Source organism: Rhizobium sp. P1_B8 (assembly GCF_056406515.1).
This window is the reverse complement of record NZ_JBFTZZ010000031.1, coordinates 18613-45305: the sequence shown is the minus strand read 5'-3', so window position 1 is coordinate 45305 and position 26693 is coordinate 18613. Positions and strand designations below refer to the sequence as shown.

23 protein-coding genes and 2 pseudogenes are annotated in these 26693 nt (G+C 59.7%); 8 read left to right on the top strand and 17 right to left on the bottom strand.

Features of this window, described 5'->3' with window-relative positions; genetic code table 11:
* Positions 1 to 2: 2 nt before the first annotated feature.
* Genes AC1D2N_RS28900 through AC1D2N_RS28865 form a run of 8 tightly spaced genes read right to left on the bottom strand, consistent with a single transcriptional unit; the run spans position 3 to position 8438 of the window.
* Positions 3 to 1757: an FAD-dependent oxidoreductase gene (locus AC1D2N_RS28900; RefSeq protein WP_130654103.1), complete on the bottom strand. Its 1755-nt coding sequence runs from the start codon at positions 1755 to 1757 to the stop codon at positions 3 to 5.
* Positions 1750 to 2835 (bottom strand): branched-chain amino acid ABC transporter permease, encoded by a 1086-nt coding sequence (locus AC1D2N_RS28895; RefSeq protein ID WP_130654104.1) that lies wholly within the window; start codon positions 2833 to 2835, stop codon positions 1750 to 1752. The genes AC1D2N_RS28900 and AC1D2N_RS28895 overlap by 8 nt, the downstream gene beginning before the upstream one ends.
* A gap of 9 nt (positions 2836 to 2844) precedes the next feature.
* Positions 2845 to 3708 (bottom strand): branched-chain amino acid ABC transporter permease, encoded by an 864-nt coding sequence (locus AC1D2N_RS28890; protein WP_047622218.1) that lies wholly within the window; start codon positions 3706 to 3708, stop codon positions 2845 to 2847.
* Entirely contained in the window at positions 3695 to 4414 is a 720-nt protein-coding gene (locus tag AC1D2N_RS28885; RefSeq protein WP_130654105.1) for an ABC transporter ATP-binding protein, read from the bottom strand. The genes AC1D2N_RS28890 and AC1D2N_RS28885 overlap by 14 nt, the downstream gene beginning before the upstream one ends.
* On the bottom strand, positions 4414 to 5133 hold the full coding sequence (locus AC1D2N_RS28880; protein WP_018247089.1) for an ABC transporter ATP-binding protein: 720 nt from the start codon (positions 5131 to 5133) through the stop codon (positions 4414 to 4416). The genes AC1D2N_RS28885 and AC1D2N_RS28880 overlap by 1 nt, the downstream gene beginning before the upstream one ends.
* Before the next feature lie 51 nt (positions 5134 to 5184).
* Entirely contained in the window at positions 5185 to 6465 is a 1281-nt protein-coding gene (locus AC1D2N_RS28875; RefSeq protein WP_130654106.1) for an ABC transporter substrate-binding protein, read from the bottom strand.
* Positions 6466 to 6519: 54 nt separating this feature from the next.
* Positions 6520 to 7578 (bottom strand): maleylacetate reductase, encoded by a 1059-nt coding sequence (locus AC1D2N_RS28870; protein ID WP_130654107.1) that lies wholly within the window; start codon positions 7576 to 7578, stop codon positions 6520 to 6522.
* The gene (locus AC1D2N_RS28865) at positions 7575 to 8438 is read right to left on the bottom strand and encodes a dioxygenase family protein (protein ID WP_130654108.1); all 864 of its coding nucleotides are present in this window, start codon (positions 8436 to 8438) and stop codon (positions 7575 to 7577) included. The genes AC1D2N_RS28870 and AC1D2N_RS28865 overlap by 4 nt, the downstream gene beginning before the upstream one ends.
* Before the next feature lie 95 nt (positions 8439 to 8533).
* Between AC1D2N_RS28865 and AC1D2N_RS28860 the strand changes: the two genes are divergently transcribed.
* Complete coding sequence (locus AC1D2N_RS28860; protein ID WP_018247085.1) at positions 8534 to 9484, top strand: LysR family transcriptional regulator; 951 nt, start codon at positions 8534 to 8536, stop codon at positions 9482 to 9484.
* A gap of 330 nt (positions 9485 to 9814) precedes the next feature.
* Positions 9815 to 10768 (top strand): sulfonate ABC transporter substrate-binding protein, encoded by a 954-nt coding sequence (locus tag AC1D2N_RS28855; RefSeq protein ID WP_477982467.1) that lies wholly within the window; start codon positions 9815 to 9817, stop codon positions 10766 to 10768.
* Positions 10769 to 10976: 208 nt separating this feature from the next.
* Here AC1D2N_RS28855 and otsA read toward each other — a convergent pair whose 3' ends face one another.
* From otsA to AC1D2N_RS28830, 5 genes are all read right to left on the bottom strand, one after another.
* A complete protein-coding gene (gene otsA / locus AC1D2N_RS28850; protein ID WP_130654109.1) occupies positions 10977 to 12368 on the bottom strand; it encodes an alpha,alpha-trehalose-phosphate synthase (UDP-forming) in 1392 nt (463 codons plus the stop codon).
* Between the two features lie 483 nt (positions 12369 to 12851).
* Positions 12852 to 13841, bottom strand: coding sequence for a substrate-binding domain-containing protein (locus AC1D2N_RS28845; RefSeq protein WP_018247081.1), 990 nt, complete (start codon positions 13839 to 13841; stop codon positions 12852 to 12854).
* Positions 13842 to 13894: 53 nt separating this feature from the next.
* Positions 13895 to 14938: an ABC transporter permease gene (locus tag AC1D2N_RS28840; protein ID WP_477982465.1), complete on the bottom strand. Its 1044-nt coding sequence runs from the start codon at positions 14936 to 14938 to the stop codon at positions 13895 to 13897.
* Positions 14938 to 16455, bottom strand: a complete 1518-nt coding sequence (locus AC1D2N_RS28835; protein WP_028732504.1) for a sugar ABC transporter ATP-binding protein — start codon at positions 16453 to 16455, stop codon at positions 14938 to 14940. The genes AC1D2N_RS28840 and AC1D2N_RS28835 overlap by 1 nt, the downstream gene beginning before the upstream one ends.
* A complete protein-coding gene (locus AC1D2N_RS28830; protein WP_018247078.1) occupies positions 16452 to 17450 on the bottom strand; it encodes a LacI family DNA-binding transcriptional regulator in 999 nt (332 codons plus the stop codon). The genes AC1D2N_RS28835 and AC1D2N_RS28830 overlap by 4 nt, the downstream gene beginning before the upstream one ends.
* A 199-nt stretch (positions 17451 to 17649) precedes the next feature.
* On the opposite strand from AC1D2N_RS28830, the gene AC1D2N_RS28825 reads away from it, so the two are divergent.
* Positions 17650 to 18090, top strand: coding sequence for an RbsD/FucU family protein (locus AC1D2N_RS28825; protein WP_026231062.1), 441 nt, complete (start codon positions 17650 to 17652; stop codon positions 18088 to 18090).
* Positions 18091 to 18203: 113 nt separating this feature from the next.
* Positions 18204 to 18341 (top strand): annotated as a pseudogene (locus tag AC1D2N_RS28820) (DUF736 family protein); the annotation flags it as partial.
* A gap of 114 nt (positions 18342 to 18455) precedes the next feature.
* Here AC1D2N_RS28820 and AC1D2N_RS28815 read toward each other — a convergent pair.
* The 3 genes from AC1D2N_RS28815 to AC1D2N_RS28805 all read right to left on the bottom strand — a co-directional run bounded on the left by AC1D2N_RS28815 (position 18456) and on the right by AC1D2N_RS28805 (position 19231).
* The gene (locus AC1D2N_RS28815; RefSeq protein WP_028732502.1) at positions 18456 to 18722 is read right to left on the bottom strand and encodes a WGR domain-containing protein; all 267 of its coding nucleotides are present in this window, start codon (positions 18720 to 18722) and stop codon (positions 18456 to 18458) included.
* 205 nt (positions 18723 to 18927) lie between these two features.
* Entirely contained in the window at positions 18928 to 19032 is a 105-nt protein-coding gene (locus AC1D2N_RS28810; RefSeq protein WP_245484598.1) for an acyl-homoserine-lactone synthase, read from the bottom strand.
* Positions 19033 to 19036: 4 nt separating this feature from the next.
* The gene (locus AC1D2N_RS28805; protein ID WP_018448899.1) at positions 19037 to 19231 is read right to left on the bottom strand and encodes an acyl-homoserine-lactone synthase; all 195 of its coding nucleotides are present in this window, start codon (positions 19229 to 19231) and stop codon (positions 19037 to 19039) included.
* A gap of 362 nt (positions 19232 to 19593) precedes the next feature.
* On the opposite strand from AC1D2N_RS28805, the gene repA reads away from it, so the two are divergent.
* The 4 genes from repA to AC1D2N_RS28785 all read left to right on the top strand — a co-directional run bounded on the left by repA (position 19594) and on the right by AC1D2N_RS28785 (position 25707).
* Positions 19594 to 20811 (top strand): plasmid partitioning protein RepA, encoded by a 1218-nt coding sequence (repA, locus tag AC1D2N_RS28800; RefSeq protein WP_018448900.1) that lies wholly within the window; start codon positions 19594 to 19596, stop codon positions 20809 to 20811.
* Positions 20796 to 21836: a plasmid partitioning protein RepB gene (repB, locus tag AC1D2N_RS28795; RefSeq protein WP_130654110.1), complete on the top strand. Its 1041-nt coding sequence runs from the start codon at positions 20796 to 20798 to the stop codon at positions 21834 to 21836. Before repA ends, repB begins: the two co-directional genes overlap by 16 nt.
* A gap of 239 nt (positions 21837 to 22075) precedes the next feature.
* Positions 22076 to 23341 (top strand): plasmid replication protein RepC, encoded by a 1266-nt coding sequence (gene repC, locus AC1D2N_RS28790; RefSeq protein WP_130729853.1) that lies wholly within the window; start codon positions 22076 to 22078, stop codon positions 23339 to 23341.
* A gap of 2099 nt (positions 23342 to 25440) precedes the next feature.
* Positions 25441 to 25707, top strand: a complete 267-nt coding sequence (locus AC1D2N_RS28785) for a DUF2277 domain-containing protein (protein ID WP_018448904.1) — start codon at positions 25441 to 25443, stop codon at positions 25705 to 25707.
* A gap of 92 nt (positions 25708 to 25799) precedes the next feature.
* Here AC1D2N_RS28785 and AC1D2N_RS28780 read toward each other — a convergent pair.
* Positions 25800 to 26665, bottom strand: a pseudogene (locus tag AC1D2N_RS28780) (Fic family protein); the annotation flags it as partial.
* Positions 26666 to 26693 lie beyond the last annotated feature (28 nt).

The window sequence follows — 26693 nt, the reverse complement described above, 5'->3', positions numbered from 1 at the left end:
CCTCATTTCCCTAAAACGGTGGTCAGCACGCGCCGCAGTTCGGCTGACGGATCGTCGACGATCGCCTCGCTTCGCCAGGCGATATGATGGTCGGGACGCACGAGCAGGACGCCGCTGTCGCGGATTTCGCGCATATTCGCCCAGTCGCCGGTAAAGTCCTGCCAGGGCTGACGCGGACCGATCAGGTGTGCGGCTATATCGATGCCCCGTTCCTTCCCCAGGGTTCGGGCGGCCTCGATCCAGCCCTGCCCGCCGATGCCGGTGAGCACCGTGAACTTGCCGTGTCCGGCAAGGTCGAGCGTCGACAGCTTTTCACCTGTCGCGGAATAAACCCAGGCATGTGGAAGCCTTGCACCCGGCCAACTCGTCTGCTGGCAGTGCAGCTCCGGGTCTCTGGCGAACGCCGGCTCCGCCTGCCCATCCGTTACGATCGCCCGGGATCGATAGCGCTGGTTCATCTCGACGCCGTGGCAATCGAACTCATAGACTTTGTCGGCGATCGCCTTGCGGATGGCGGCGCGCTGTTCTTCAGCAGCAACCGTGTTGTTGCAGCGAGCATCCATGTTCTGCTGCATCTTAACCGGATCGATCGAATCAAGCAGGCCGAGCGCCTTGAAGATCGGCCCGAATTCTTCGATCGACTTGTTGGCGCGGGTGACGATCTGCTTGGCGACAGGCGCTCGCTCGTCCTGATAGCTATCGAGAAGTTTCTGGTCAGCGGCGCCCTTGAGGACGAAAGCCAGCTTCCATGCCAGGTTGAATGCATCCTGGATCGAGGTGTTCGAGCCGAGCCCGTTTGACGGCGGATGGCGATGGGTGGCGTCGCCCATGCAGAAGACGCGGCCGTTCGACATTGACGTCGCGTACATGTTGTTGACGGTCCAGGTCGAGACCGACTTGATCGTCATCTCGAGATCGGGATCGCCGACCAGGTCGCGCACGACCTTCTTCGCATGCGCTTCATCCACCGAAGGGGCCGGCTGATTGATGTCGTAACCCCAGACGATCAGCCACTCGTTCCACGGCCTGACCATGCGCACCAGACCCATGCCGATGCCGCCGACATCGGCGCCCGGCTGCAGCACCCAGTAAAGCACCGAGGGTCGATGGGCGACCAGTCGCGACAGATCGGCCTCAAACAGAATGTTCATCGAACCGGCAACGCCCATCTTGCCTTCGAATGTCAGGCCCGCATGTTCCGCAACCCTGGAATTGCCGCCATCGGCGCCAACCAGATATTTCGAGCGGACGGTGAACTCCTTGCCGGTCAGCCGGTCGAGACAGGTCGTCGTAACCCCGTCTTCATCCTGTACATGGCTTAGATATTCCGTCGACATGCGCGATTGGCTGCCGCGCGAACAGGCCGTCTTGTAGAGGAGCGGCTCCATGAAGGTCTGCGGCAGGTCATTCATAAGGGTCGGCGAGGACAGCTGGTGCTCGGCGCGCGACAGCGGATGTTTGCCCCAGCTTTTCATCCGGCCGATCTCCTCGCCGGTGAGCGAGGTGCAGAAGACGTTCTCACCCATCAGGTCCTGCTCGGCCGCGAACATATAGGCCTCATCCTCCACGTCGCGGCCGAGATCGCGCAGCACCTCCATGGTGCGCTGGTTGGTGATGTGGGCGCGCGGTGTGCTGGCGAGCCAGCGGTAGCGGTTGATCACCAGGTTCTCGACCCCGTAGGACGAGAGCAGGGCAGCGCTGGCGGAGCCTGCTGGGCCGGTGCCGATGATGAGTACGTCGGTGGTAATGTCAGCCATGAGGCCCTCCCCTATGCGTGAGATTGAGCGGCCCGCCCTTCAGGACGCGGCGAACCGGGAAAAGCTGGATGCCGGTGCGTTCTGAGAACAGTCCCCAAAGGCCGCGCGGCGCAAACAGCATGATGGCGATGCCGAGAAGACCCAGCATCAGCAGGTACCAGGAGCCGTAATCGGCCAGGAGGTTCTGCAGCAGAAAAAAGATCATGACGCCGAGGATCGGTCCCTCGATCGTGCCGATGCCGCCGATCACGACGATGAAGATGACATAGGCGGTCCAGTCGGTGACCGAGAAGGCCGCATCCGGCGAAATCCGCGCCTTCTGCACATAGATCAGCGCCCCGGCAATGCCTGTCATGAAGGCGGTGGCGAGATAGACCAGCGTCTTCATCCGCCGCGCATCGACGCCGACGGCGCGGGCCGCCTGCTCGTTGTCGCGCACGGCGGCGAGACCAAGGCCCTGCTTGCTGCGCAGCAGCCCATAGATGAAGCCGATGGTCGCGACGACGAGGATCAGCGCCAGCCAGTAGGTCAGTGCATCGCCTGCCTGCGAGGCCTTCATGCCGAAGACATCGCGCATTACGCCGACACCCATCATGTCGCGGGCCGCATCCCGCGGCAACGAGGTGCCCGTGCCGCCGCCGAGCGCTTTCCACTGGGCCAGCAGCAACCGCACGACCTCTGCCACCACCCAGGTGCCTATGGCGAAATAGGGGCCGTAAAGCCGAAAGGTGAAGAAGGCTGTGGGAATGGCAAGGGCGACCGAGAACAGCCCGGCAATCAGGATTGCAACGACCGGATCGATGCCGAACAGGATGACGCAGCCGAACATCGAATAGGCGCCGAAGCCGACGAAGACCTGCTGGCCGACCGAGATCAGCCCGGCATAACCGGCAAGCAGGTTCCAGTTCTGCGCCAAGACCAGCATGGTGAGGATGAAGAACAAGTCCTGGATGACGCCGCGCGAGACGATGAAGGGTGCGGCGAAGGCAAGCAGCAAAAGGGCAATGATCGCCGCGGCGGACAATGTCGATGCCCTGGTGCGCGTCTCGACGGTGAAGGAGGGAATGGCCATGGTCATCGATGCACCTCAATCCACCGCGCGCGGGAAAAGGCCGCGCGGCTTGAACAGGAGAACGGCGAGGAATGCCAGATGGCCGGCAAGGATCTGCCATTCCGGATTGATAGCAGCGCCCAGCGTCTGGGCAACGCCGAGAATGATGCCGCCGGCGAGCGTGCCCCAGAGCGAGCCAAGCCCACCGATGATCACCGCCTCGAAGGCATAGATCAGCCGCGCCGGTCCTGATGTCGGATCGAAATTTGCTCGCGTCCCGAGGTAGAGAGCCGCGATCGTCACCACGACCATGGCAAGTCCCGTCGCCATGGCGAAGATACGTTGCGGCCGGATGCCCATCAGCCCTGCTGTCACCGGATCGTCCGAGGTTGCCCGGAAGGCGCGGCCGACGGACGTGCGATAGATCAGCTGGTTGAGACAGACGATGACGGCGACCGCCGAAAAGAATGTCATCAGCGGCATGATGCCGGCGGTGACGGGCCCCAAATTCACGGAGGCGCTTTCGAGGCTGCCGGCAAAGACGCGGCGGCTATCGGCGGAAAAACCTTCGAGCAAGCCGTTCTGGATGACGATCGACAGGCCGAAGGTGACGAGCAGCGGCGGCAGGATATCCTTGCCGAGCGTGCGGTTGAGCAGGAAATATTGCAGGCCCCAACCGATGGCGAACATCAGCGGCATCGCTATCAGGGCGGCAACAAACGGGTCGAGCCCGAGTGTCGTCACCAGCACCAGGATCAGGAAGGCGGCAAGCACGATCAGGTCGCCATGGGCGAGGTTGACCAGCCGCATAATGCCGAAGACGAGACTGAGCCCTGCTGCAAACAGCGCATAGAGCCCGCCGAGCAGCACGCCCTGGAGAATGGTATCAAGCCAGTTCATGGTGATCCGTCCCGAAATAGGCCTTGTGGATGTCGTTGCGGCTAAGATCGGCGGCGCGGCCGAAGAGCGTCACCCGCCCTTCCATCATGCAGTAGACGCGGTCGGCCACCTTCAGCGCCTGGGCGATGTCCTGCTCGACGATGACGATCGAAGCGCCGGTCTCGCGGATTCGTGGAAAGGCGGCGTAGATATCGCGGACCACGACAGGCGCCAGACCGAGGCTGATCTCGTCGCAGAGCAGCACCGCCGGATTGGACATCAGCCCGCGGCCGATCGCCACCATCTGCTGCTGCCCGCCGGAAAGTGCTGTGGCCGGATTGCCGCGCCGCTCCTTGAGGACCGGGAACAGCGAAAAGACGCTTTCGAGCGTCCACGGCCCATCGACCTTGCGGCCATAATTGCCGATCAGCAGGTTCTCCTCGACACTCAGCGATGGAAAGAGCTTTCGCCCTTCCGGCACCATGGCAATGCCGCGCGCCAGAATGTCAGGCGCCGGCAGCGCGCCAATCGGCTCGTCGCGGTAAAGGATCGACGAAGCCGCATTGGCGAGCACGCCCGAGATCGAGCGCATCAGCGTCGTCTTGCCGGCGCCGTTGGCGCCGATGATGGCGATGGTTTCGCCGGCGCCGACCGTAATATCGACACCGAACAGCGCCTGGAAATCACCGTAGGAGGCAGTCAAGCCTCTGGTTTCGAGCAGCGCCATCAGATCTCGATCCCCAGATAGATTTCGCGCACATCGCGCGAGGCCATGATGTCCTGCGGCTTGCCGATGCCGATGACCCTGCCGAAGTGCAGCACCAGCAGCCGCTCGACGACGGAATTCAGCGCGTGCAGCACATGCTCGATCCAGATGACCGCAACGCCGCGCGCATGAATGGCGCGGATCGTGGCAACCAACGACCGGCATTCGCCCTCGGTCAGTCCGCCGGCGATCTCATCGAGCAGCAGCAGCTTCGGTTCCGTCGCCAGCGCGCGCGCCAGTTCCAGCCGCTTGCGCTGTAGCAGCGACAGGCCTCCGGCCAGCACATTCGCCTTGTCGATCAGCCCTGTATCCACCAGGATTTCGGCGCAGCGGTCCGACACCTCGGCCTCGCGCCGCCGCGAGCCGAAAGCGCCGGCGACCAGGAGGTTTTCAAAGACCGTCAGCTTCTCGAACGGCTGCGGGATCTGGAAGGTGCGGCCCATTCCCGACAGGCAGCGCGCCATCGGCGGCGTGCGCGTCACATCGCTGCCGAGAAAGCGGATGCTGCCGCTATCGGCGGCGATATTGCCGGTGATCAGATTGAAGAGCGTCGACTTGCCGGCGCCGTTCGGCCCGATAATCCCCAGCGCCTCGCCTTCGCCGACGGCAAAGGAAATCTGCTCGGCCACGGTCAACGCTCCGAATTTCTTTGAGACACCATCGAGTTCGAGAATTGCCAAACCCATTCCTCCCAGAACAGGCGGGGCCTCTAGCAGGCCCCGCGCCCAAAATCAGGCGATAGCTTCCATCTTTCCGTCGACCGGAATGTTCGGCGCCGTCTTATTGTCGGTGATGACGAGATCGTAGCCGCCGCCGTCTTTGAGCCGCCACTGGCCGCCGACGAGCGGCGTCTTGGCAATGTTCTTGGCGGCAAACGGCGGCAGGCCCTTGCCGTCCCAGGCGATCGGCCCGACCAGCGTATCGAGCTTGGTCGCCGCAATCGCCTGCGCGACGGCATCCCCATCCTTGGGGTCTCCGGCCCGCTTCATCGCATCCACCGCCAGCTCGAACAGCGCATGGGCAAAACCGATCGGCTGTGTCCAGGGCCTGTTAGTCGCCTTGGTGAAGGCGGCTGCCACCTGTGCCGCACTTTCCCCCGTCAAGGACGACTTGAACGGATGGCTCGGCGTCCACCAGACTTCCGACGAGAGATTATGCCCGGCATTGCCAAGCGCCTCCACGGTCTGCGGGAAGAGTAGCGCCTTGCCGATCGAGGCGATTTTCGGGGCGAAACCCTGCTGCTTGGCCTGGTTCCAGAAGGTGGTGAAGTCAGGCGGGATCACCACGCCGGTGATGATCTCGCACTTGCCCGATTTGAAGGCGTTGATCTGCGCCGAAAAATCGTCGGTCATATTCTGGTAGCGGCCGGGGTCGATCAGGCCATAGCCCATCTTCTCCAGCACCGGCGGGAAGCCGACGACCTTATCGCCCCAGGCATTGCCATCGCCATCATTGGGGAACAAGCCGCCGACCTTCTTATTGGTCTCGATCTGCGCCCACATATTGGTGAAGACGGAGATGACGTCCTCGAGACCCCAGAAGAAGTGATAGGCATAGTTGAATGGTTTCCACGAGGTGGGGTCGCCGGGATTGCCCTGCTGGCCGATGAACCAGGGTTGCCAGGGCGCCACCGTCGAAATACAGGGCATTTCCTCGGCCTCGCAGGTGGTCGCCACCGGATTGGTGGTCTCCGGCGTCGAGGCGACGAGGATCAGATTCACCTCATCGGTGACGATCAGTTCCTTGGCGACCTCCGCCGCCCGGTTCGGATTGGACTGGCTGTCCTTGACGACGACCTCATAGTTGAGACCCATCGACTTGGTGGTCGTCAGAAAGCTGTCGATGACGAATTTGTCGGCCTCGCCGAAGGCGGCAAGCGGCCCCGTCTGCGGGCTGACATAACCGAGCTTGATCGCAGCATCCTGTGCGATTGCGGGGGCGGCAAGCCCGGATGTCGCCACCAGTGCCCCGGTGGCGGCCGTCGTCTTCAGAAAATCGCGTCTCGTAAACATGTTTCCTCCTCCCATTTTTCTCTCCTCCCAGAGAGCGTGATGTCTGTCGTCAACTCATGCCGGTCGTTTGCCCTGCCAGGCATCCTGTAGCAGGGCACGAATGGATTGCCGGTCGATCGGCCTCGGATTCCAGTAGGGATTTTCGGTGGCGATCTCGGCTGCGCGATCGAGATCGGTTTCGCTGAGGCCAAGATCCTTCAGCGCCTGCGGTGAACCGATCTGACTGGCGAAATCCCAAAGCCCGCCGCCGACCGAACCGCCAAAGATATCGGCGACAGGCGCCAGAAGTTCCGGCACGGCAGCGGCATTGTAGGCGGCGGTGTGGGGCAGCATGATCGCATGCGTGTCGGCGTGCGGCGTATCGAAAGTGCCGCCCAGCGTGTGGCAGATCTTGTGGTGCAGGGCCATACCGACCGTACCGAGCACGGTGCCGCAGAGCCAGGCGCCGTAGAGCGCATCGGCGCGGACATCGGCATCCCGCGGCACAGCGACGATGTCGGGCAGACTGGTCTTGAAGGCCCGCAGCCCCTCCGCCGCCATCAGTGTCGATATCGGGTTGCGATCCTGCGCGTAGAGCGCCTCGACCGCATGGGCCATGGCATTCAGGCCCGAGGTGACGCTCATGCCAACCGGCAGGCCGAGCGTCAGGGTGGGGTCGTAGATCACCACCTCAGGCAGGATGCTCGCATGGCGCACGGTGGTCTTGCGCCCGCCCTCCGTCTGGCCGAGGATGGGCGTGACTTCCGATCCGGCATAGGTCGTCGGAATGACGATCTGATGCAGATCCGTGCGATAGGCGATTGCCTTGCCAAGCCCGGTGGTCGATCCGCCGCCGAGCGAAACGACGCAATCGGCCCGCGTTCGGAGAACCACCTCCATCGCCTCTTCGGTGACATCGACTGGCGTGTGCATGACGGCGCCGGCAAAGACGCCGACGGCGAGAGAGCCCAGCCGCGCGGCCAGCGCTTCGGCGTCGGCCTTCTGTTGCGGCGTCGAGAGGACGAACGCCTTGGCGCATCCGAGCTTTTCCACCCACTCGCCGGCGGCAGCGCTCTTGCCTTCGCCGAAGACGATATGGGCGGGGCTGCCACTATAGATGAAAGTGCGGCTCATGTGTCGCCTCTCTGCCTGGCGCGGACCATGATGAAAATCAGTTTCAACAACCATTCCTCGCCCTGCTGCTCGAAGGTTCGCACCAGCTCCGGCTTGACGGCGAAGATCGCGTCTTCGGCCAGATGCGGATCGCTGCCGTCATAGATATGCGTGGTGATCGTCTCGAAGCCCGGCGCCTTGATGATGAAATGAAGATGCGCCGGGCGGCGCAGCGGATAGCCCGCCTCCCGCAGAAGCTTTCCCACCGGACCATCGTCGGGCACGCCATAGCCACACGGCTTTATGGTCCGATAGTGGAAACGTCCGTCCGCATCCGTGCGGAAGCTGCCGCGCAGATTGAATTCCGGTTGCAGGTCCGGCTGCTGGTTTTCGTAGAGCCCTTGAGCATTGGCCTGCCAGGTGATGATTTCGGTATTCGCGATAGGATCGCCATCGAGATCCTGCACGCGGCCGGAAACCTCCAGTGTCTCGCCGATTCCATCGAGCGAAATATTGCCGCCGAGCGGCAGTTGCGGAACGTCGGCGCGGAAGAAAGGTCCGCGCACGGTGTTGGGGGTGGCCGTCTTCGGACGGCGCGAGTTGATCTCCTCGACCAGTGCCGAAGCGCCGAGCAGATCCGACAGCAGCACCCACTCCTGGCGCCGCTCGTCGCTGGCGTGGCCGACATCGGTCAAGAATTCGATGACCTGGCGCCATTCCGCCTGGGTGGGTCGCACTTCGCGGATCAAGGTATGAAGATGCGTCACCGCCGTCGCGAGAACCTGCGGCAGGCTGTGCTCCTTTGATGGCGGAAGTCGTTGCGCGAACATGTCATGCGAGTTGGCCTCGCTGAAATTCAGCGCCATCGGACCCGGCGTCATGCGTCTCCTCCAAGGCAATGGCTGGTGGAGATCAATTTAGTGCAAACGCGCCGAACCGATAATGATTTTATTCACGATTAATATATCATATCGTTATGAAGATAGACGAACGCCACCTTGTCCAGCTTGCCGCAGTCGTTAAAACCGGCGGGGTCACCGAGGGAGCAGCCCTGCTCGGCCTATCGCAGCCGGCCGTCTCGCGCACGCTCTCGATGCTCGAAGCCCGCATCGGCGAACCGCTGTTCGTCAAGGGGCGACGGCCGCTGCAGCCAACCCCATTGGGACGAGCGCTGGCCGATCACGGTCAGACCATGTTGTCGGCATCACGCAAGGCCTCCGATGTCGTCGAAAGCTTTCGGGTCGGCAGGAGCGGCGTGGTGCGTGTCGGCGGCACGCCTTTTTTCATGGACGCATTGATCGCCGGGATGGTCGCCGAGTTCCAGAACCTGCATCCAGACGTGCGCATCGACCAGACCTATGGTTATTTCCCAGACCTCCGGGCCGCGCTCAATGCCGACCAGATCGACCTTGCCATCTGTCCAATCGATATTCTCGATGAGGGCTCCGGCCTTGAATTCCAGCAAATCCTGCCCGGCCGCAACGTCATCGCCTGCCGGGTCACCCATCCATTGCTGTTGAAGCGGCGGCCTCAACCGGCACACCTGCTCGATTTTCCCTGGGTGGCACCACCGCCAGGCAGCCCGCTGCTGACCGATCTGCGCAGCATGCTCCTGTCTTTCGGCGCAACCGAAGTCAAGATTCGCTATTCGGGCGGCTCCCTCATGAGCGTCGTCCACTACATGAAGGCGGCTGATGCACTGACCATCATGCCGCACAGCGTCGTCTTCGCATTGCGTAACGAAAAATCCATCACAGCCCTGCCCGTCCCCATCCCCCATCCGGAACGCGCGCTCGGTCTGTTGAAGCGCTCGGACGCACCTCGCACGCCCGCCGTAGATCACTTCGCCCGCCACATCCGCACGGGCTTCGATAACCTCAAGCACCTGATCAAGCGGCATGAGCAGTCAGTGGTCTGGGGCTCATAAACACGATGCAAGAATTTGGTGTAGGTTGGCGCCACTACACATTCGACTTGACATCGACGACCCAGATACAGCCGGGTTGTCCTTCCTCATGGCCATATTCCTCGTCAAGGAAACCGTCATCGGTAAAGACGGCAGCCACCCGCTGTTTTAGCAACGCCTCGAAGCTCCGATCGGCGCTCGAAATCGGGCCAGCAACAGGCGCGGTTCTTTTTGCTCGCTACTGCGGCAGAACAAAAAAGCGAATCCCGAAGAAGCGCACGCGGGAGCACGTATACTCTAGGAAAAATGTAGACATACTTTATTTTAGCGTCGTCTATTCCGGAGGGTATGATGAAGATCACAAGACGCGCTTTCACTGCGGTGGTGGCAGGTGCCATCGCGACACCTTTGATGCAGGTTCGACTGGCTGGTGCGGCTGACAAGGTCGTGCGCATCGGTTACCAGAAATATGGAACTCTGGTGCTTCTCAAGGGCAAAGGGTTGCTGGAGAAGAAACTCAAATCCATCGACTACACCGTTGAATGGACTGAATTTCCGGGCGGCCCCCAGCTCCTCGAAGCCCTGAACGCTGGTGCTGTCGATTTCGGATCGACCGGGGAAACGCCGCCGATCTTCGCCCAGGCGGCGAACGCTCCGCTTGTCTATATCGCACACGAGCCGCCCGCCCCGCGCGGTGAAGCCATACTTGTCCCGAAGGATAGCCCCATCAAGTCCGTTGCCGACCTGAAGGGCAAGAAGGTCGCCTTTAACAAAGGCTCTAACGTGCACTACCTGCTCGTTAAGGCGCTCGAAGAAGCCGGTTTGACCTACGAGGACGTGGAGCCATCCTTTCTCGCCCCAGCCGATGGCCGCGCAGCTTTCGAAAAGGGCGCGGTGGATGCATGGGTCATCTGGGATCCCTTCCAGGCAGCTGCGGAAGTGGCGATCGAAGCGCGAGAGCTCAGAAACGGCGAGGGCATCGTTCCCAATCACCAGTTCTATCTCGGCACGACTTCGCTGGTTGACGGCCATGCCCAGGCGATCGATGTCTTGATCGACGCCATTTCCGAGATCGACGAATGGACCAAGTCCGACACCGCGGCTGCGGCTGCGGAGCTATCACCGTCGGTCGGCATCCCCGAACCTGTCCTCGTCAAGGTGCTCGAACGTCAGTCCTACGGGATCAAGAGTCTGGATGACACCGTCGTCGCGCAGCAGCAGAGCATCGCCGACACCTTTTTCAAACTGAAGCTCATTCCCAAAGAGGTGACGATTGCGGACGTCGTCCGCAAGGGCAAGGCGTGATGCCCATCTTCAGGATCTGAGCACTGGCTCGAGCGAGAAGGTTTGGCCGCCTTCTCGCATGACATTCAGCCGCCGGGACTCCGGGCTCCGTGTGAAGCTGAGACGCAGTGCATTGGGAGGGGCCGCAAATCAGAACGCAACCCTCTCAGTCGTGAGTTTTGGCGCCGGCGATCCGGCGCGGTTCGATCGTCCGGTTTGCGTGGAAAACCTAATTGGCGGCAGGCGTCTTCACGATCAAATCTCTCAGAAAGTCATTGCACCAGCGAGAGACGTCGTGTTCGAGCAGATGATCCATCATTCCCCGCCAGCGTTCGCGGCGTTCCTCGATTGACATCGTGAGTGCCTTGGCAAGGGCATTGGCGGTGCCTTCGACATCATAGGGATTAACCAGCAGCGCACCTTTCAACTCGCGGGCTGCGCCGGCAAAGCGGGAAAGAACGAGGACGCCCGGGCGATCGGGGTCTTGCGCCGCGACATATTCCTTCGCGACCAGGTTCATCCCATCGCGCAACGGCGTTACGAATCCGATTGTCGCAAGACGGTAGAGGCCAGCGAGCACATTTCTGCTGCTGGACCGATTAATGTAGCGGATCGGCACCCAATCCACGGTTCCTATCGCGCCATTTACCCGGCCCGCCTGTTCAGCCACCATTCGCTGCATCTGTTCATATTCAGGCACTTCGGATCGCGATTTGGGCGTGATCTGCAAGTATGTCACCTTGTTTTGATAGGCTGGATTGCTGGTGATGAAACGTTCGAAAGCGTCCAGACGCTGGGTAATGCCCTTCGAATAGTCGAGCCTGTCGACGCCGATGATCAAGTCGCGTCCCTCGACGCTCTGCCGGGCCTTGCGGACCATGATATTTGCCGAAGCTTTGCCTGCGAGTTCAGCGAAAGCCGCGGTCTCGATCCCAATTGGGTAGGCAGCTGCCTTGAACGTCCGTCCGTGTGAATCAAATAAGCCGTCGCCGAGGTCGTTACCGATGCCCTCTCGCGTGAGATAACCGGCGAAATTCTGAAGATCATGGTCGGTCTGGAAGCCGAGAAGGTCGTAGTGCGATAATCCACGCATGATTTCCTCATGCACCGGCATCGTGACGAGCACGTCGGCTGATGGCCAGGGGATGTGCAGGAAGAAACCGATTCGGTTTTTCAGCCCTATCCGGCGCAGTTCCGCCGCCAGCGGAATGAGATGATAATCATGCACCCAGATGACGTCGTCCGGCTCGATCAGCGGCGCCAGCCTCTGTGCGAAGAAGCGGTTGACGCGGAAATAGCCGGCCATTTCCTTGCGGCCATACTCTGCAAGATCGAGCCGATAGTGGCAAACCGGCCAGAGAACTCGGTTGGCAAAGCCGTGATAATATTCCTCGACGTCGGTATCGGTCAGGTCGGTCACGGCATAGGTGATGTTACCCTGCTGCCGCCGCGAGAGCCTCTCCGGTTCTCGGCTCCCGCTCGACTTGCCCGACCACCCCATCCAGATACCCCCTCGTTCCTGGAGAGCGGCCTGCAAGGCGACGGCAAGACCGCCTGCCGGTGCCACGCCGTCTTTATCGGGAATCGGCACTCGATTGGAAACGACAACAAGCCGTGCCATTGCAAAGTCCTTTCATGGAGTGTTCTAGCCGCGAATGGCCAATGATCCGATCAGTCCGCGAAGCTGCCGACATGGCAGGAGACCGAGACGCGCAGACGCGAGTCGACGACTTGCTAGACTTACCTCTTTTGACTTCGCCAACCAATACTTGGTCGGTAACATCGTCGGTGATGACCAGTCCAGACGCCTTCTGCCACATGACGATCAGGCTAGCGGCATTCCATCGCTTTGGGTCATCAATGTTCGGTGACGTTTTCGGGTTTGGCTTTTCAGTTTCGCGATCTTGGCCCAACTCGGACCTGACATTCTGTCACGGCTGGCGCCTCACCAGCCCCGCGGCACCGTAAGAAGACTTAGGCCGGCTGCTGCTGAAATTTTCGACCAACTGGTCGAATGACGCGACGACTCGGTCAGACGCGCCAACCGGTGGATATGGTTCAACCCGGCTGAACGGACGCGTCCGGCCGGGTTGAGTCTGGAGCTTTACTTACCCATCATCTGCTTCGCGTTTTCGGGCGTAATGGCGGTGGTATCGACCGTTACTGTCGCCGGCACCGACGATGCGCAGTCCAGCAATATCGACTTAGCCATGTCGACCGCCTCTTTGCCTCCTGTCGGATAAGTGAAGGTCGCTGACCAGTCGCCCTTTGCGACTGCCTCGATCCCGCCTGCTGGACCCGGCAAGCCGTCGGTGCCGATGATCTTCACGCTCTTACCGGCACCTTTCGCAGCAAGTAGCGCACCCGCCGCCATCATGTCGTTGCTGGCATAGACCATCTTGATATCGGGATGAGCCTGCAGCATTGCCGCGAAGGCGGTCTGCGCTTTATCCGGCAACCAGTCAGCCGCTTGTTCCGCCACGATCTGGATCTTGGGGTTTGCCTTCACGCCATCTTTGAAGCCGTTGAGCCGTTCGACGGCTGGTGTCGAGCTCGGCAGCCCCTGCAGCACGGCCGCCTCGCCGCCATCCGGCAGAAGCGTCTTGCTCGTATATTCGCCGGCGGCCAACGCGATTTTGTAGTTATCTCCTCCGATGAAAGCTGTGTAGTCCTTGCCAGCCTCACCGTTTGTCTTGCGGTCAAGTTCGATGACCGGGATACCCGCGTCCATTGCCCGCTTGACGGCGGGCGTAAGCGGAGCCGCCTCGAAAGGCGAGATCAACAGAAGGTCAACCTTTTGGGTGATGAAATTGTCGACCTGCGATGTCTGGGTGTTGACGTTGCCCGCGCCGTCAGCGATCTGCAGCGTGAACTGCGGGACTGCCTTGGCGGCTGCCTCTAGTTCATCGTTGACGTGCTGGCGATAGGGCTCCGCATTGTTGGCCTGCGAGAAGCCGATGACGAACTCGCCATCCTTGGCACAAGCCTTCACCAGCGGATCGGCAGCGTGAGCCACGCCGGCAATAGCAAGGCATGACCCGGCCAGGAGCGCCATGCGTCCGGCATGCGACAGTCGAAGTGCATTCTGTGTCATTACTTTCTCCTCCACATTGATCCCGGATCCACCCTCCGGGTGATGCCGCCACACTACCTGCCCAATCCTTCGCGGCGACGAACGAGGGATTGAAGGACTGCCGCCAGAACGATAATTGCCGCTGTGGCAAGCAACTGCATCGCTGGCGTGATGTTGTTCAGCTGCAATATATTGGCCAAAGCGCCGAGCATGATCGTACCGGCGATTGTTCCGACCATTGAACCTGACCCGCCAAACAGGCTGGTTCCTCCGATGACGACAGCCGCGATGGCCGTCAATTCATATCCGGTCCCATCATTGGCACTCCCAAAATTGAATTGCCCGGCATGGACGATGCCAGCAAGCGCGGATGCAAAGCCGGTAATGGCGTAAACGGCGATCTTGATTGCTGAGACCGGAACACCTGAGATGCGGGCGGCGCGCTCATTTCCGCCGACGGCATAGACGTAACGGCCGAATCTGGTCGTGTTCAGCACCAGCGTGGCGATGCAGGCAAAGATCAAGAAGACGATCGTAGCCACGGGAACGACGTTGCCGAATAGCCGACCGCCCAGAATGGCAAAGATGGGCGGAGCGAGCCCAGGACCATCACCATAAGAGATATTGATGTATTGATTGTCCGACACAACGAGTGCAAGCCCGCGGGCTGCCTGTAGACCGGCGAGAGTCACGATAAACGCTTCAAGTCGAAACTTGCTTGAGATCGCTCCCTGGACCAACCCGAAGCAAATGCCCATCAGCAGCACTGCCAGCACCGTCRTGATCAGCCCAAAACCGCCTGAGACCATCAATGTTGCTGTTACCACGCTCGCAAGACCAAGTGTCGCCCCAACCGAGAGATCAATTCCGGCCGTGATGATCACGAACGTCATTCCGATTGCGATGATGCCAGTCTCAGACACCGCACGGACGATGTTGGCGATGTTGTCGGGTTGAATGAACAGGATGACACCGTGCCGACGCGGTGAGAAAATGATGCCCCCGGCGAAAACGAGTATAAGGCCGATCAAGCTTTGGAAGCGGACCAACACCGCAAGCGGATCCATCCGCTTGGCGGGCTGAATGGCTGGATTGGATGTAATTTGCTGTTCGGACATCAGGCCTCCCTCCCGTTGGCGGCCGCCAGGACTTCGTGTTCGTCGACGCCGCCAGAAAACTCAGCAACGCTGCTGCCGTTGCGCAAAACCACTATTCGATCGCACAGGCCGATCAGCTCGGGCATCTCGCTCGAAGCGACAAGAATGCCCAATCCCTCTGAAGCAAGTTTGCGCAGGCGGGCGTAAATTTCCCCCTTTGCGCCGACGTCGACGCCACGCGTCGGCTCGTCGAGAAGCAACAAGCGCGGCTTTCCCAGCACTTCCTTTGCGAGGACGACCTTCTGTTGATTCCCCCCCGAAAGTGCCCCGACCGCGATCCCGGGATTCTTGGGACGGATGTCGAATTGGCCGAAAGAACTTTTGATCGCGTCCTCTTGGCGTCGCGCAGACATAAAGCCTCTTGGTGATATCCAGCGGATGATCGACATCACCAGATTGAGACCTACAGACATACGCAACATGAGACCGGCTCCACGCCGGTCATCGGTTACGAATGCCAGTCCTGCCCTGCGAGCAGCCGCGATCGATTTAAGCCTGGTCGGTCTGCCACCAATCGTAATGTCCCCATGCCATTGGCCCGGCACGCCTGTTCCGTAGAGTGCGCTCAAGAGCTCGGTTCGACCCGCCCCCATAACGCCCGCGAGCCCGACGATTTCGCCGCTACGAACATCGAGATCGACTTTGATTGGCGCTTGCCACCCGGGAGACGCGCGATGTGGGCGGAAGGAAGCCTGCCGCATCCGCAGGAGCACGTCACCAACACTATGGGCGCGGCGCGGATAAAGCTCGTTCAAAGGACGTCCGACGAGAAGCTGCACCAGTTCGGCCTGCGGAGCATCTGGTTTGGTGACGCCAGCCACCTTGCCGTCGCGCATGACCGTTACGCGGTGAGCGATCTGCGGCACTTCCTCAAGACGATGCGAGATATAGACGATGCCAACGCCCGAGGACGCCAGGCCACGCATGATGTCGAACAATCGATCTACTTCGCCAACGGTCAAGGCAGCCGTCGGCTCATCCATGATGAGGGCTCTCGATGCGTAGGAAAGCGCCTTGACGATGGCGACGACCTGGCGCTGGCCGATCGAAAGCTCACTGACGAACTGGGTGGGATCGATCGATCGGTCGATCGCTTCCAGTCTTTTGCGCGCCTCTTGCAGCATCGCCTTGCCATCGAGCATACCATGCCGATGGACAAGCTCGCGCCCAAGAAAGAGATTGGCGGCCACGGTCAGGCTCGGAACGAGGTCCAGCTCCTGGAAGATCGTTGCGATCCCCGCTGCTTGTGCATCGCGCGGGCTATGAAATCGCGCGGGTTTGCCGTCGATGAAGATCTCTCCCTCGTCCGGGGTATTCACACCGGACAACAAGTTCATCAACGTCGACTTTCCGGCACCATTTTCACCAAGCAGCGCATGGATTTCGCCAACCTTTAGTTCGAAATCCACGCCGCGAAGCGCTTGAACGCCGCCGAAGCGCTTGACCACACCTTTCGCTGAAAGAACAACGTGGCTCATGCTGCCTCTCCACACGATTCACGCACCCGCAAAACTGGCGACAGTCGAATGGTCTCGCGGGGGCGGAGCTTGTTGCCAATCCGCTCGATCAGCAAGTCCGCCGCCTTCCTGCCAATCTCATCGCAAGGCTGGGCCATCAGCGTCAGGCGCGGTTCGAAATAATCTGCCCATTCAAAATCATCGATTCCAAGCACAGAAATGTCCGCGGGAACACGCAGCTTCCGCTCCCGGATAGCCCTCATAGCCCCGATCATCGCCAGATTGTTCGAAGCAAGAATCGCTGTCGGCGGCTCCTTCAGCTCCAGCAAACGGTGCGTCGAAGCAGTGGCGTCGGCGGTGCTGCGATTGCCGTCGCTGATTAAATTGTCCTCTACCTCTATTCCCTTCTCGATCATCGCTGCGCGGAAGGCCTTTGCGCGCTCCACGGTCGTCGCAAAGCCGGGTTGACCGAGAATGATCCCAACCCGTCGATGATGCAGCGTCACGAGATGATCGACGAGCGTTTGTATTGCGGCGACGTTATCCGTCCCGACCTGGTCGAAACGGTTGTCCGACAGCCTGTCAACAAGCACACAGGGAAGGTCGGACCGGATGAGATAGTCCAGCGCTTTTTTAGGATCGCCCGAAGGCGCAAGTATAATCCCGTCGACTCGGCGTTGATGCAGATGCTGGACCAGTTCCAGCTCCCGGACCGGGTCATCTTGCGTGTCACAGAGGAACACGATCAAGCCCCGTTTGGAACACTCGGTTTCAATCGCACAGATGATGTCACTGAAATAAGGGTTCGAAATTGCGGAAATCGCGAGGCCGACGGTACCTGTCGATGACAATTTGAGCGAGCGAGCGACTGTATTGGGGATATATCCGATCGCCTCCACGGACTCGAGGACGAGCTTGACCTTCTCGGGCGAGACGTAGCGCGTCTTATTGAGAACGTGCGAAACCGTGGAGACTGAGACCCCGGCCGCCTTTGCCACCTCGGAAATAGTCGTCATGAGCGCACTCCAGCTCTCGCCAGCAGCGCAACAAACAGGTTTTTCAAACTATCCTCCCAAGCGGAATTCCAACCTCCAGAGGCTCTCCCAGGATCCGCTATGTAATAACGCTAGCGCCATCGAAACGTTTGCGCAATCGTTTTTTTCTGCTAATCGTTCACCGTTCTTGTCGCTGCTAATCTCTTGGGAGGGAGACGCCATGCTGAAGGGTGTGCCGCCGTTCATTACGGCCGACCTGTTGTGGGTCATGGCCTCCATGGGTCACGGCGACGAACTGGCAATCGTGGATCGAAACTTCGCCGGTTTTCGTGTAGCGACCCAAACCACGAGCGGAAAGCTTCTCATCTTGGAGGGTGTCGATGCACCGACTGCAATCCGCGGGATCCTTCAGATGATGCCCTTGGACACGTTTAGTGAGACGCCTCTGATGCACATGGAGGCCGTCGACGCGCCAGGCGAGTTGCTGGAAGTACACAAAGACGTCCTCGCCGTTTGCAGTGAAGCAGAGGGCCGTTCCATAGCGAGCCAACCGGTCGAGAGGTTTGCGTACTATCCCATCGCGATGCGATCGTTTGCAGTCATCCAGACGGCGGAATCGCGCGCCTATGGGAACTTCATCCTTAAGAAGGGCGTGGTCTGAGGGTTCTCTTCGACTAACAAATCTGCGACTTGCCACCCTTGCTGCTTTGCGGCCTCTTCAGGTGCCGTCCGACCGTCACCGATCCTTGCGACAGCCATCGAGGCCGTGAAGGGCGCTTCAGCGAGAGCGACCGCGACTATCTCTCGGTCAAGCTGGACGATCCAAGCTTCCCAGCTCCGATCTAGGCAACGCTCTCCGAGTTGAGGCGAGGATGGCTACAGCTGATCTGGTCCTGCCCCAACCGCGACTGAGAGCCCGCCACGGCCCCGCCGCCCAGGCGGGGCCGAACTGCTGACACAGACATCCATTCGGGGAGGCTTCGGGGCACCCTCGCTTCGGCTGTGAAGGAAAGAAGAAGAACGAGGTCAGCCCCGCAAATACCGGATAGTTGTTTTCGGTCGGTAGCCGCGAGCACGTTTTTGTTTCGCCAGGTCGAGGAACAGTCGAACTGCTTCCTCCTCCCGTTCGAAGACATGGTGCTTTTCCTGCCCACGCCTGCCGATCCGTCCCCATCGCCGCGTCAGGCAGGGCTCTCCAAACAGCGTCTGCCCAATCTCTATGGCGTAGTAGCGCGCCATGTTCTTCGCCGGATCCGCTCGTTCGATATAGAGGTGGTAGGGCTGCACAGTCATGTTGGCATCATCGTCAAACGGGACGGCGACGTCCAACGACACATTTGAATCAATCACATGCGACTGATTCATTTCCGTGAAGGATGGTTACTTGGGCGAGTGGCCGTAGGATACCTGCAAACATATCGAACGTGACGTGGCGCAAGGCCCCCCTCCCCGGCTTCACGAGGACACGCAGTATCGACGTAGAAGCGCGAGCTTTCGATCATGACGGATGTGCGTCGAGCCGCCCTGGCGAAAGGAGCTGCGGGAAGACGTGTTCCAGCATGGTAGGGCCAATGGCGGGCAGCAGCCGTGCGCAACCGATCACCACGTCAATATCCCCTATCCGCTAAGGCAAGAATATAGGTCGGTTCGATTTCGTCGAATTGATCGCGCTCCCGACCATTGGATCTGGAGACGTTCCAGGCGAGCCGGTCCGCGACGACGCGCGCCCGGAGGTGGTAGATTTGACCGAGAAGCGCTGCGTCCTTGCTCGACGTCGGCGCCTGGATTGCTATCAGCTTCATGATCCCGCTCCGCAATTGTGCTGGTGCGCGGATCGTGATTTGCGCAAAGAAGCGGTTTGATTCCAGTCACAAATCTGCGAGTCGCTCGTCGCTGCCGCGGGAGGTGTGCCTTGTCCATACCAGGGCGGCCCGTGCAAATAGTACCGCCACCCGCAAAAGTGCGGGTATGAAAACAACCGCTCAGCGACGCTCCACGCCTTCAAGTCGTTGAAAAATATGGTGGAGCGCCGGATGACAGTGTTGGCAGCAAGTTGTTTATTAAATTTTCGTTAACCAAAGAAGGTTTGACGACTCACGCGATACCTGCAACCTTTGCGACGGAAAATGCGCGATCATCGGTGAAAAACCGTCGCGAGGTGAAAATGGATCAGATGACGACACGCAAGCAAACGAGCGAATCCTCCGCTGCGAAGATTACACGCCAAGCGCAGATGTTGTCAGCGCAGTTGCAGTCGCTTCGGACACATATGTATCCGCCTGAAGCGATGAAATCGTTGCGCACGTTCACATCACGCGACGTTGCCAGCATGCTCGGGATCGCAGAATCGACACTCCGCCAAATGTCGTTGGACGGCGAAGGCGCAATGCCGGAGCGGCTGGAGAATGGCCGCAGGAGCTACACGCTCGCCCAGGTCAATGAACTCCGACGATACCTGGCAACCAAACGTCCTGTGGAAGCGTTGGATTTCTTGCCGCGCCGGCGCCCCGGCGAGAAGCTGCAGGTCATCGCGGTTGCAAACTTCAAGGGCGGATCCGCCAAAACGACGACGACCGTCCATCTTACCCATTATCTCGCGCTGGCCGGTTTGCGAGTGCTGGCAATCGATCTCGACCCGCAGGCATCCTTGTCGGCCATGTTCGGCTATCAGCCCGAGTTCGATGTCAGCGAGAACGAGACCATTTATGCGGCCATTCGCTATGACGAAGACAACCGACGGCCGATGCGCGACATCATCCGCAATACCTATTTTGACGGCATCGATCTGATACCGGGCAACCTGGAACTCATGGAATACGAGCATGAGACGCCCCAGGCGATTGCAAGCGGCGGCGGCCGCGGCGACGGGATCTTTTTCCGGCGGCTCGGCGCCGTCATAAACAGCGTCGCGGACGACTATGATGTCGTCGTGATCGATGCGCCGCCGCAGCTGGGTTATCTTACGCTGGGCGCGCTCTGTGCCGCCACCTCGCTGCTGATCACCGTTCATCCGGCGATGATCGACGTCGCCAGCATGAACCAGTTCCTGGCAATGTTGAGCGATGTCATGCACGTGATCGAGGAACGTGGCGGTATTCTTGAACACGATTTCATTCGATATGTCATCACTAGGCATAATCCGAACGATGTTCCTCAGGTGAATGTCGTCGCACTCCTGCGCTCACTGTTTGGCGAGGACGTGCTGGCGCCAGCCGTGGTGGACACGACGGCAATCGCCAGCGCCGGCTTGGAGAAGAAGAGCCTTTACGAAATGGCACGCGGTTCTGTCGGTCGTGACACCCTCACACGCGCCTTGGACTCCGTCGATGCTGTCAATCTCGAGATCTTCAACCACATCCAATCGGTATGGGGACGGTCATGACCAATGCCAAAGAACGCTCCAATCGGATGAAAACCCTTTTTGGGAATGTCGATTCCGCTGAGCTTGCGAAACAGATCTCGGCAGGTCCCGCGGTCAAAGTTGGATCTGGGGCCGTCAAGTCGATGGACCGGGCCTTTGTCGCCGTGGAAGAGGAGAACGACCGCCTTCGTGAACAACTGAGCGGTTCGGAAGCAATTGTCGAAATTGACTCCGCCCATGTCGTTCCCTCCTTTGTCAGGGATCGCCTCGACATCGAGGGAGATCCGTTATTTCAGGGTTTCGTTGAGGGCATCCGCGAAAGCGGCCAGAGACTTCCCATCCTCGTTCGCCCCTCCCCTGACAAGCAAGGCTACTTTCAGGTCGCTTATGGCCATAGGCGTTTGCGGGCCTGTCAGATTCTTGAACGGCCGGTAAAAGCGATCATCCGTGAGCTCACCGACGACGAGTTGGTGGTCGCTCAAGGGATCGAGAATACCGAACGCGCCAATCTCTCGTTCATCGAGCAGGCGCTGTTTGCTGCAACCCTCAAGTCGCGCGGCTTCCGCCGGGAGACGATTGCTGCCGCCCTCGGCAGGGCAGATGGCAAGCTGACCTATATTTCGATGCTGATTGGGATTGCAGAACAGTTCCCGGCCGAACTGATCGCCAGGATCGGTGCGGCGCCTTCAATTGGCCGGCCGAAGTGGGAAAAGCTCGCCGCCCATTTCAAGGACGGTAGGGCTCCGGCCGCAGCCCAGCTTATCATTGACCAGGTGACGTCGACGAGGACATGGGTTGCGTCCCCAAGCGATCAGCGCTTCGCCGCGATCATGAACGCCCTGGAACACAAGGCAGCCAGCGGAGATCGCGGCGAAGAGATCGAGATCGGTGGCGGCGCGGTGATTACCGCGAAATCCTCGCGTTCCTCAACGCTCATTACAATTCCGGAAAGCAAGATGCCAGGCCTGTCGGCCTGGCTCATCGAAAAGCTTCCGGCACTGGTGGACGAGTACCGGCAACAAAACGGGGAGACGCCGATGCGGTAGGCTGGTTCAGAAATAGGAAAGGGCTCACCGACGGCAATCGGCGAACCCTTAAAATCCTAGCCGACAGTACGAAAACGTCCCGTCGACATCAGCTCTAACAAACTGATTCTATGACGGACCGCTGGCACAATCAACCCCTGCGTAACAGCTGGGAACGAAAAACTGTGCCCGTCTGCTGGCTTTCATCAACAAGAATCTCGATGGAGCCGCACGCTAAGGCGCTGCGGGCAGGCTAGCTAATGACAGAAGCAACGGCAATCGCATCGTTCAGACGCGTCAGTCCGGCCATTCTCGCAAGCGCGCGAATGGCGATGGCCAACGACATCCCGGACACCTCGAAATCGGAGATCTCCCTCCTGTTGAAGAAAGCAGCGCCGATCCTTGGGATCGACGGCACGACCTATCATGTCCTGGACATTCTCCTTGGCCTCTCGCGCGGCGATGACTGGAAAGGGGCCGGCAGGCCGATCGTTGCAATTTCGAACGCCAAGCTCGCAGAATACACGCTGCGCTCCGAGCGCACGGTTACGCGGTGCCTGCGCAGGATCGTTGAAGCTGGGATCGCTGCCTACCGAGACAGCCCAACGGGCCGGCGCTTCGTGTACCGCGACAATGACGGGATGGTTGCCAGCGGCTTCGGGCTCGATTTTACGCCGGCGCGCGTGCGGCTTGCGGAGATCAAGGAGAGCGTTGACAACTATCAAAGGGAACTGAAGGCTACCCAGGATGCGCGGCGAGCGGTTACGCGGTTTTCCAGGGCAATCATCGATGCCTGCGAAGCATTCCCGGAGAAGGCGGATAGCTGGAGGTGCGCTGCACAGGCGATCATGGAGACGATGGTGAGCCGCGCTGAGCAAGCAAGCAAGCTCGAATCACTGCATTCCGAGGTTCTTGAACATGCCGAAGCTCGTTTCGGTGAGCATAATATGTCATGCGCGGGTGACATAGGCGTCACCTCTATTATTAATACAACCCCTAAAAACCTTTCTGAAAGTAATGAACGGACTCGCTCTTACGAGCGAGACATCAAACAAACTGACGACGGCTTCGCCGTCGAAATGGCTTATGAAAATAAGCCTGAAGCGGCGGTTGGTGACACGCAATCCCGATTGCGGCAGGCGGAGAAGGCGGTTGGTGATATCCAGGGTGCTGTTTTAGCTGCGGTGCCGGTTGGCTTGCTGCAGGTTGGGTGCCGCGCGGCGCAGGAATGTGTCAGTGTGGAGTTTGACGGCTGGTCCGATGTTGTCGGCGCGGCCGAAATGATGCGGCGCATGATCGGCCTTTCGGAGGCTGCATGGGTAGACGGTGTAGGGAGGGTCGGCCGTTATGCTGCGTCCGCCATCTTGGCGACTGTGCTCGAAAAATCCTTGCGTGACCCGGAGCTGATTGCAAAGCCGGGGGGCTATTTCCGTGCAATGGTCGACCGGGCGGTCGATGGGAGTCTTCACCTTTCAAAAAGCCTTTACGGTCTTGCCGAAAGCGGGATGAATACACGGGATAGATAGGCGAAAGGTAGCAGCTGTTATTCCGCGCTTGGGCATGCGGAACCGGCGACGAGGTTTACCTTGACGCCGCTACAGGAATAGTTCGATTTCTGGGCGTGGCTTCGCCCTCTGGGTCGCATGAGCGGCAATGGGGCGGGTGTATCCAGAAAGAGCGGTCGTTTCGCCAGGTATCGGTTTGCGCCCGCCGTGGTGCAGCCATAGTCCATCTGGCTTCCGCAAGACGGCGAGGGCGGTACAACTGCCCTGAAGGACAGGCGAGATAGCTGTGGCTGGGGAGTCCCGTTCCTCCTGTTCATTGAGAACTAACCTGCCTATCCGGGGCACCCTCCGTTCTGAATGTGTTGCCGATCGGAGGCGAAATCTTTGCGCGTCCTTGGAGCCACTCGGCTCGAAGAAGAACATGGGTGTTGGAGGGCGTAAACGAATTCGAAGGAGCGGGGTGGCGTGTATCGAGGGCATTGGGCGAGGCCGAGCGCACAGCATCCATGATCCTGGGCGGTTCCTCTGTTCGGGCATTTTGGCCACCCAACCGAGTCGCTTCACGCGGGGTTCGTCCAACTTTGCCGGCAGCTGAGCTTGCGCGAGCAATGGACGTTGATCAGGGAGAGAATGAGTGCGAGCCGTGACGAAGGTGGTCTCCGAATGTTCATTCAAGAAGCCATGCCACCCGTTCGGCCAGCTTGTGACTCGTCCGGAATCATTGTGCATTGCTGCCTAAAGGACGGAGAGGCAGTCGGCATCTGCGGCACCCGCCGGGCAGAAGAGGTTCCAGGAAGGCCGGCAATGGCGTTTGCGCGGGCCGGGTGCTGCAGGCTGTCTCGCTGCGGGGAGCGATGGACGTGGTGGGGGGTTATCTATCGCCACCTCGTTCTTCCTCCCTGTCGAACGTAATCTGCCTATCCACCTACGGAGAGGGCCGGGGCAGGATCCGGTCGACAACGAGCCAGGCGACCTTGGTCCGATGGGCTCGAAAGGTAACAGCTGTTACCTTTTGGGTGGGGCGGCCGACAAGGATGACCCTTCTCCTCCTTGAAAAGGCTCAATCACCAAAAGCGAGATAACTTCGGGGACGTCGGCCGTTACGAGTAAGTGCCGAGCGGTTGCAAAAGGGACGTGGAAGGGTCCAGTCGCAGACGGGCAGAAACCGGCGTCAACTGGTGACGTCGCCGCTGCGGCGTCCTGCGCAGTGAGTGCCTGCAGCAATGGCAGCGACAATGACTTGGAGACAGAGAGGGACAGGGCAGGGTCGGATCGATACGCCATTTTTGGGCGGCATCGACGTTAATGTTATTATCGCCTGGGTTTGACGAACCAGGCAGCCCTACTGGGACCCAAAGGTAACAGCTGTTACCTTTGGAGTGGAGCGTGCCGACAGGATGGACCCCTCTCCTCCTTCAAGAAAGCTCAATTACCAAAGGCGACACAGCTTCCGGGAACTTCGGACGTTGCGGATAAATGCCGAGCTGTCTGACGTTTTAAACATGGGGGCCGTGGAAGGATCCGACGCGGGCGGTCAAACGATGTCACCAATGGCGCGTGGCGTGCTGTGCACTTAATGCACGGAGCGATGGCAGCGACCATAACTTTGGGACAGAAAGGGATGGGGCAGGGCCGCTCGACAAGCGAGTTTGCGGTGGCATCAATGGTCTGCCGCTCGTGTTTGACGATCGAGGCGATTATGATAGCCGGGGTCCAAAAGGTAACAGCTGTTACCTTTTGCGTGACAGCTTCCGGGGCTTCGACGTTAAGGGTGGGTGCCGAGCGGTCCGACGTTCAAGGCAAAGGGGACATGGAACCATCCGACGCAGGCGGCAAAACCGGCGTCAATGGTGACCTCGACGCCATGGCGCGTGCACCCGATGCCAGGAGCGGTGGCTGACAGACTGACTTATGGCGTCTTTTTCGTTATCTAGGTGTTGTCAGCCCGAGCGACAGAGGGGTAGGACTGTCCGATCGAGGGGGAGGCGAGGATGGGATGGGCACGGGAAGTGGTTGCACCGAGAGAAGGCGCATCGTGCTTTGAAATCTCCCGGCGCAGATGAGCCGCCGTCCGGCCGGCCCTAGGCCACGTGTTAAGCGAAGATGACTGGGAGCAGTCCATGTGCAGAAATATAAAACCACTTTTCAATTTCGATCCGCCGGCGACCGATCAGGAAATACGTGATGCGGCATTACAGTTCGTACGAAAGCTGAGTGGAACGACCAAGCCGTCGAGACGCAATGAGGCAGCATTTGAACACGCAATCGTTTCAATCGCCGCATGCGCGCGCGAATTGCTCGATTCGCTCGAGACCTCACATCCGCCGCACAATCGCGAGGAAGTTGCCGCAAAAGCGCGGTCGAGAAACCTGACCCGGTTTGCATGATTTTGAAGCCCGCGTGTCGGGCAGCTGGTTCAGCCTCTTCGGTCCTTTGTCCAAAAGGGACGCGGCGGTTGAGTTCTGTCTCTTATTCGTAATCAGGGCAGATTTAGTGCGTAGCGTGCGTGCCGGCGTTCGCCGGTGCGCGTGAGAGCATCTCTCTCCAACAAGTCATGAAGATCGCGTGTCGCTGTCGCGAGGTCCGCCTGATCGAAATGTAATTCTCAGCGCTTAGTCCACCTTTAAACCCCCCAGGGCCTTTCCGGAACATCCGAGTGATGGCCTTCTCCTGGCGGTCGTTGAATTGCCCGCGGAACCGGTGATTGAATTTCGCCTTGCGGATATAGAAGGCCACCCGAGTCAAGGTGGTCTGTTGCGCATCAAGGATGGTTCCCGCCAAATACACAGTCATTCGGTGATCTCGAGCATGCGCTGATGCCGTTCGAGCTGATCGTAATAGGCTTTCCGGCCATCCTCGATCGTGTGGACAAACGCAATCAAAGCTCGGTTTGCCCGATGTTTTGGGCAAGCGATTTTTCAGCGAGCGCTCGGCAAAGCCTTCCATTTCCATCTTCAAACGGACGGATGCTTTCGCAATACAAATGGCCTACGCCGGCACGGGTAAGATCGGGCAAGGGGAGTTAACCGGGTGGCGCCGTTTTGTTGAACTACTTGGTGTAGGCCGCCATTTCCGCGGGGACCCGCCTTGATGGTGGGGCTTCATAGTGGACGGTCGGATTGTCCTGACGGCCGGGCACAATCTGCATGGCATCTTCATGCGTTCGATATGCGCCGATCGCTCCAAGATGGCGATTGCCTGTCATCATCATGCCGTGCCAGCGAAACAGGTTTCGTCGTTGAGCGGGGCGGACCAAGTGTCGTACACATCGAGCATCATTTCCGCGATGCCGCGCTCTTGCGGCGTTGATGGCCGATTGTCGGCATCGAGGCCAAATTGGCGGTTATAGGCACCCTTTCTATAACTCACCATA

Bases quoted from the DNA above. Each gene is read 5' to 3' on its own strand.
- AC1D2N_RS28900 (WP_130654103.1), bottom strand. From the start codon at position 1,757: ATGGCTGACATTACCACCGACGTACTCATCATCGGCACCGGCCCAGCA.
- AC1D2N_RS28895 (WP_130654104.1), bottom strand. From the start codon at position 2,835: ATGACCATGGCCATTCCCTCCTTCACCGTCGAGACGCGCACCAGGGCA.
- AC1D2N_RS28890 (WP_047622218.1), bottom strand. From the start codon at position 3,708: ATGAACTGGCTTGATACCATTCTCCAGGGCGTGCTGCTCGGCGGGCTC.
- AC1D2N_RS28885 (WP_130654105.1), bottom strand. From the start codon at position 4,414: ATGGCGCTGCTCGAAACCAGAGGCTTGACTGCCTCCTACGGTGATTTC.
- AC1D2N_RS28875 (WP_130654106.1), bottom strand. From the start codon at position 6,465: ATGTTTACGAGACGCGATTTTCTGAAGACGACGGCCGCCACCGGGGCA.
- AC1D2N_RS28870 (WP_130654107.1), bottom strand. From the start codon at position 7,578: ATGAGCCGCACTTTCATCTATAGTGGCAGCCCCGCCCATATCGTCTTC.
- AC1D2N_RS28865 (WP_130654108.1), bottom strand. From the start codon at position 8,438: ATGACGCCGGGTCCGATGGCGCTGAATTTCAGCGAGGCCAACTCGCAT.
- AC1D2N_RS28860 (WP_018247085.1), top strand. From the start codon at position 8,534: ATGAAGATAGACGAACGCCACCTTGTCCAGCTTGCCGCAGTCGTTAAA.
- AC1D2N_RS28855 (WP_477982467.1), top strand. From the start codon at position 9,815: ATGAAGATCACAAGACGCGCTTTCACTGCGGTGGTGGCAGGTGCCATC.
- otsA (WP_130654109.1), bottom strand. From the start codon at position 12,368: ATGGCACGGCTTGTTGTCGTTTCCAATCGAGTGCCGATTCCCGATAAA.
- AC1D2N_RS28845 (WP_018247081.1), bottom strand. From the start codon at position 13,841: ATGACACAGAATGCACTTCGACTGTCGCATGCCGGACGCATGGCGCTC.
- AC1D2N_RS28835 (WP_028732504.1), bottom strand. From the start codon at position 16,455: ATGAGCCACGTTGTTCTTTCAGCGAAAGGTGTGGTCAAGCGCTTCGGC.
- AC1D2N_RS28830 (WP_018247078.1), bottom strand. From the start codon at position 17,450: ATGACGACTATTTCCGAGGTGGCAAAGGCGGCCGGGGTCTCAGTCTCC.
- AC1D2N_RS28825 (WP_026231062.1), top strand. From the start codon at position 17,650: ATGCTGAAGGGTGTGCCGCCGTTCATTACGGCCGACCTGTTGTGGGTC.
- AC1D2N_RS28815 (WP_028732502.1), bottom strand. From the start codon at position 18,722: ATGACTGTGCAGCCCTACCACCTCTATATCGAACGAGCGGATCCGGCG.
- AC1D2N_RS28805 (WP_018448899.1), bottom strand. From the start codon at position 19,231: ATGAAGCTGATAGCAATCCAGGCGCCGACGTCGAGCAAGGACGCAGCG.
- repA (WP_018448900.1), top strand. From the start codon at position 19,594: ATGGATCAGATGACGACACGCAAGCAAACGAGCGAATCCTCCGCTGCG.
- repB (WP_130654110.1), top strand. From the start codon at position 20,796: ATGGGGACGGTCATGACCAATGCCAAAGAACGCTCCAATCGGATGAAA.
- repC (WP_130729853.1), top strand. From the start codon at position 22,076: ATGACAGAAGCAACGGCAATCGCATCGTTCAGACGCGTCAGTCCGGCC.
- AC1D2N_RS28785 (WP_018448904.1), top strand. From the start codon at position 25,441: ATGTGCAGAAATATAAAACCACTTTTCAATTTCGATCCGCCGGCGACC.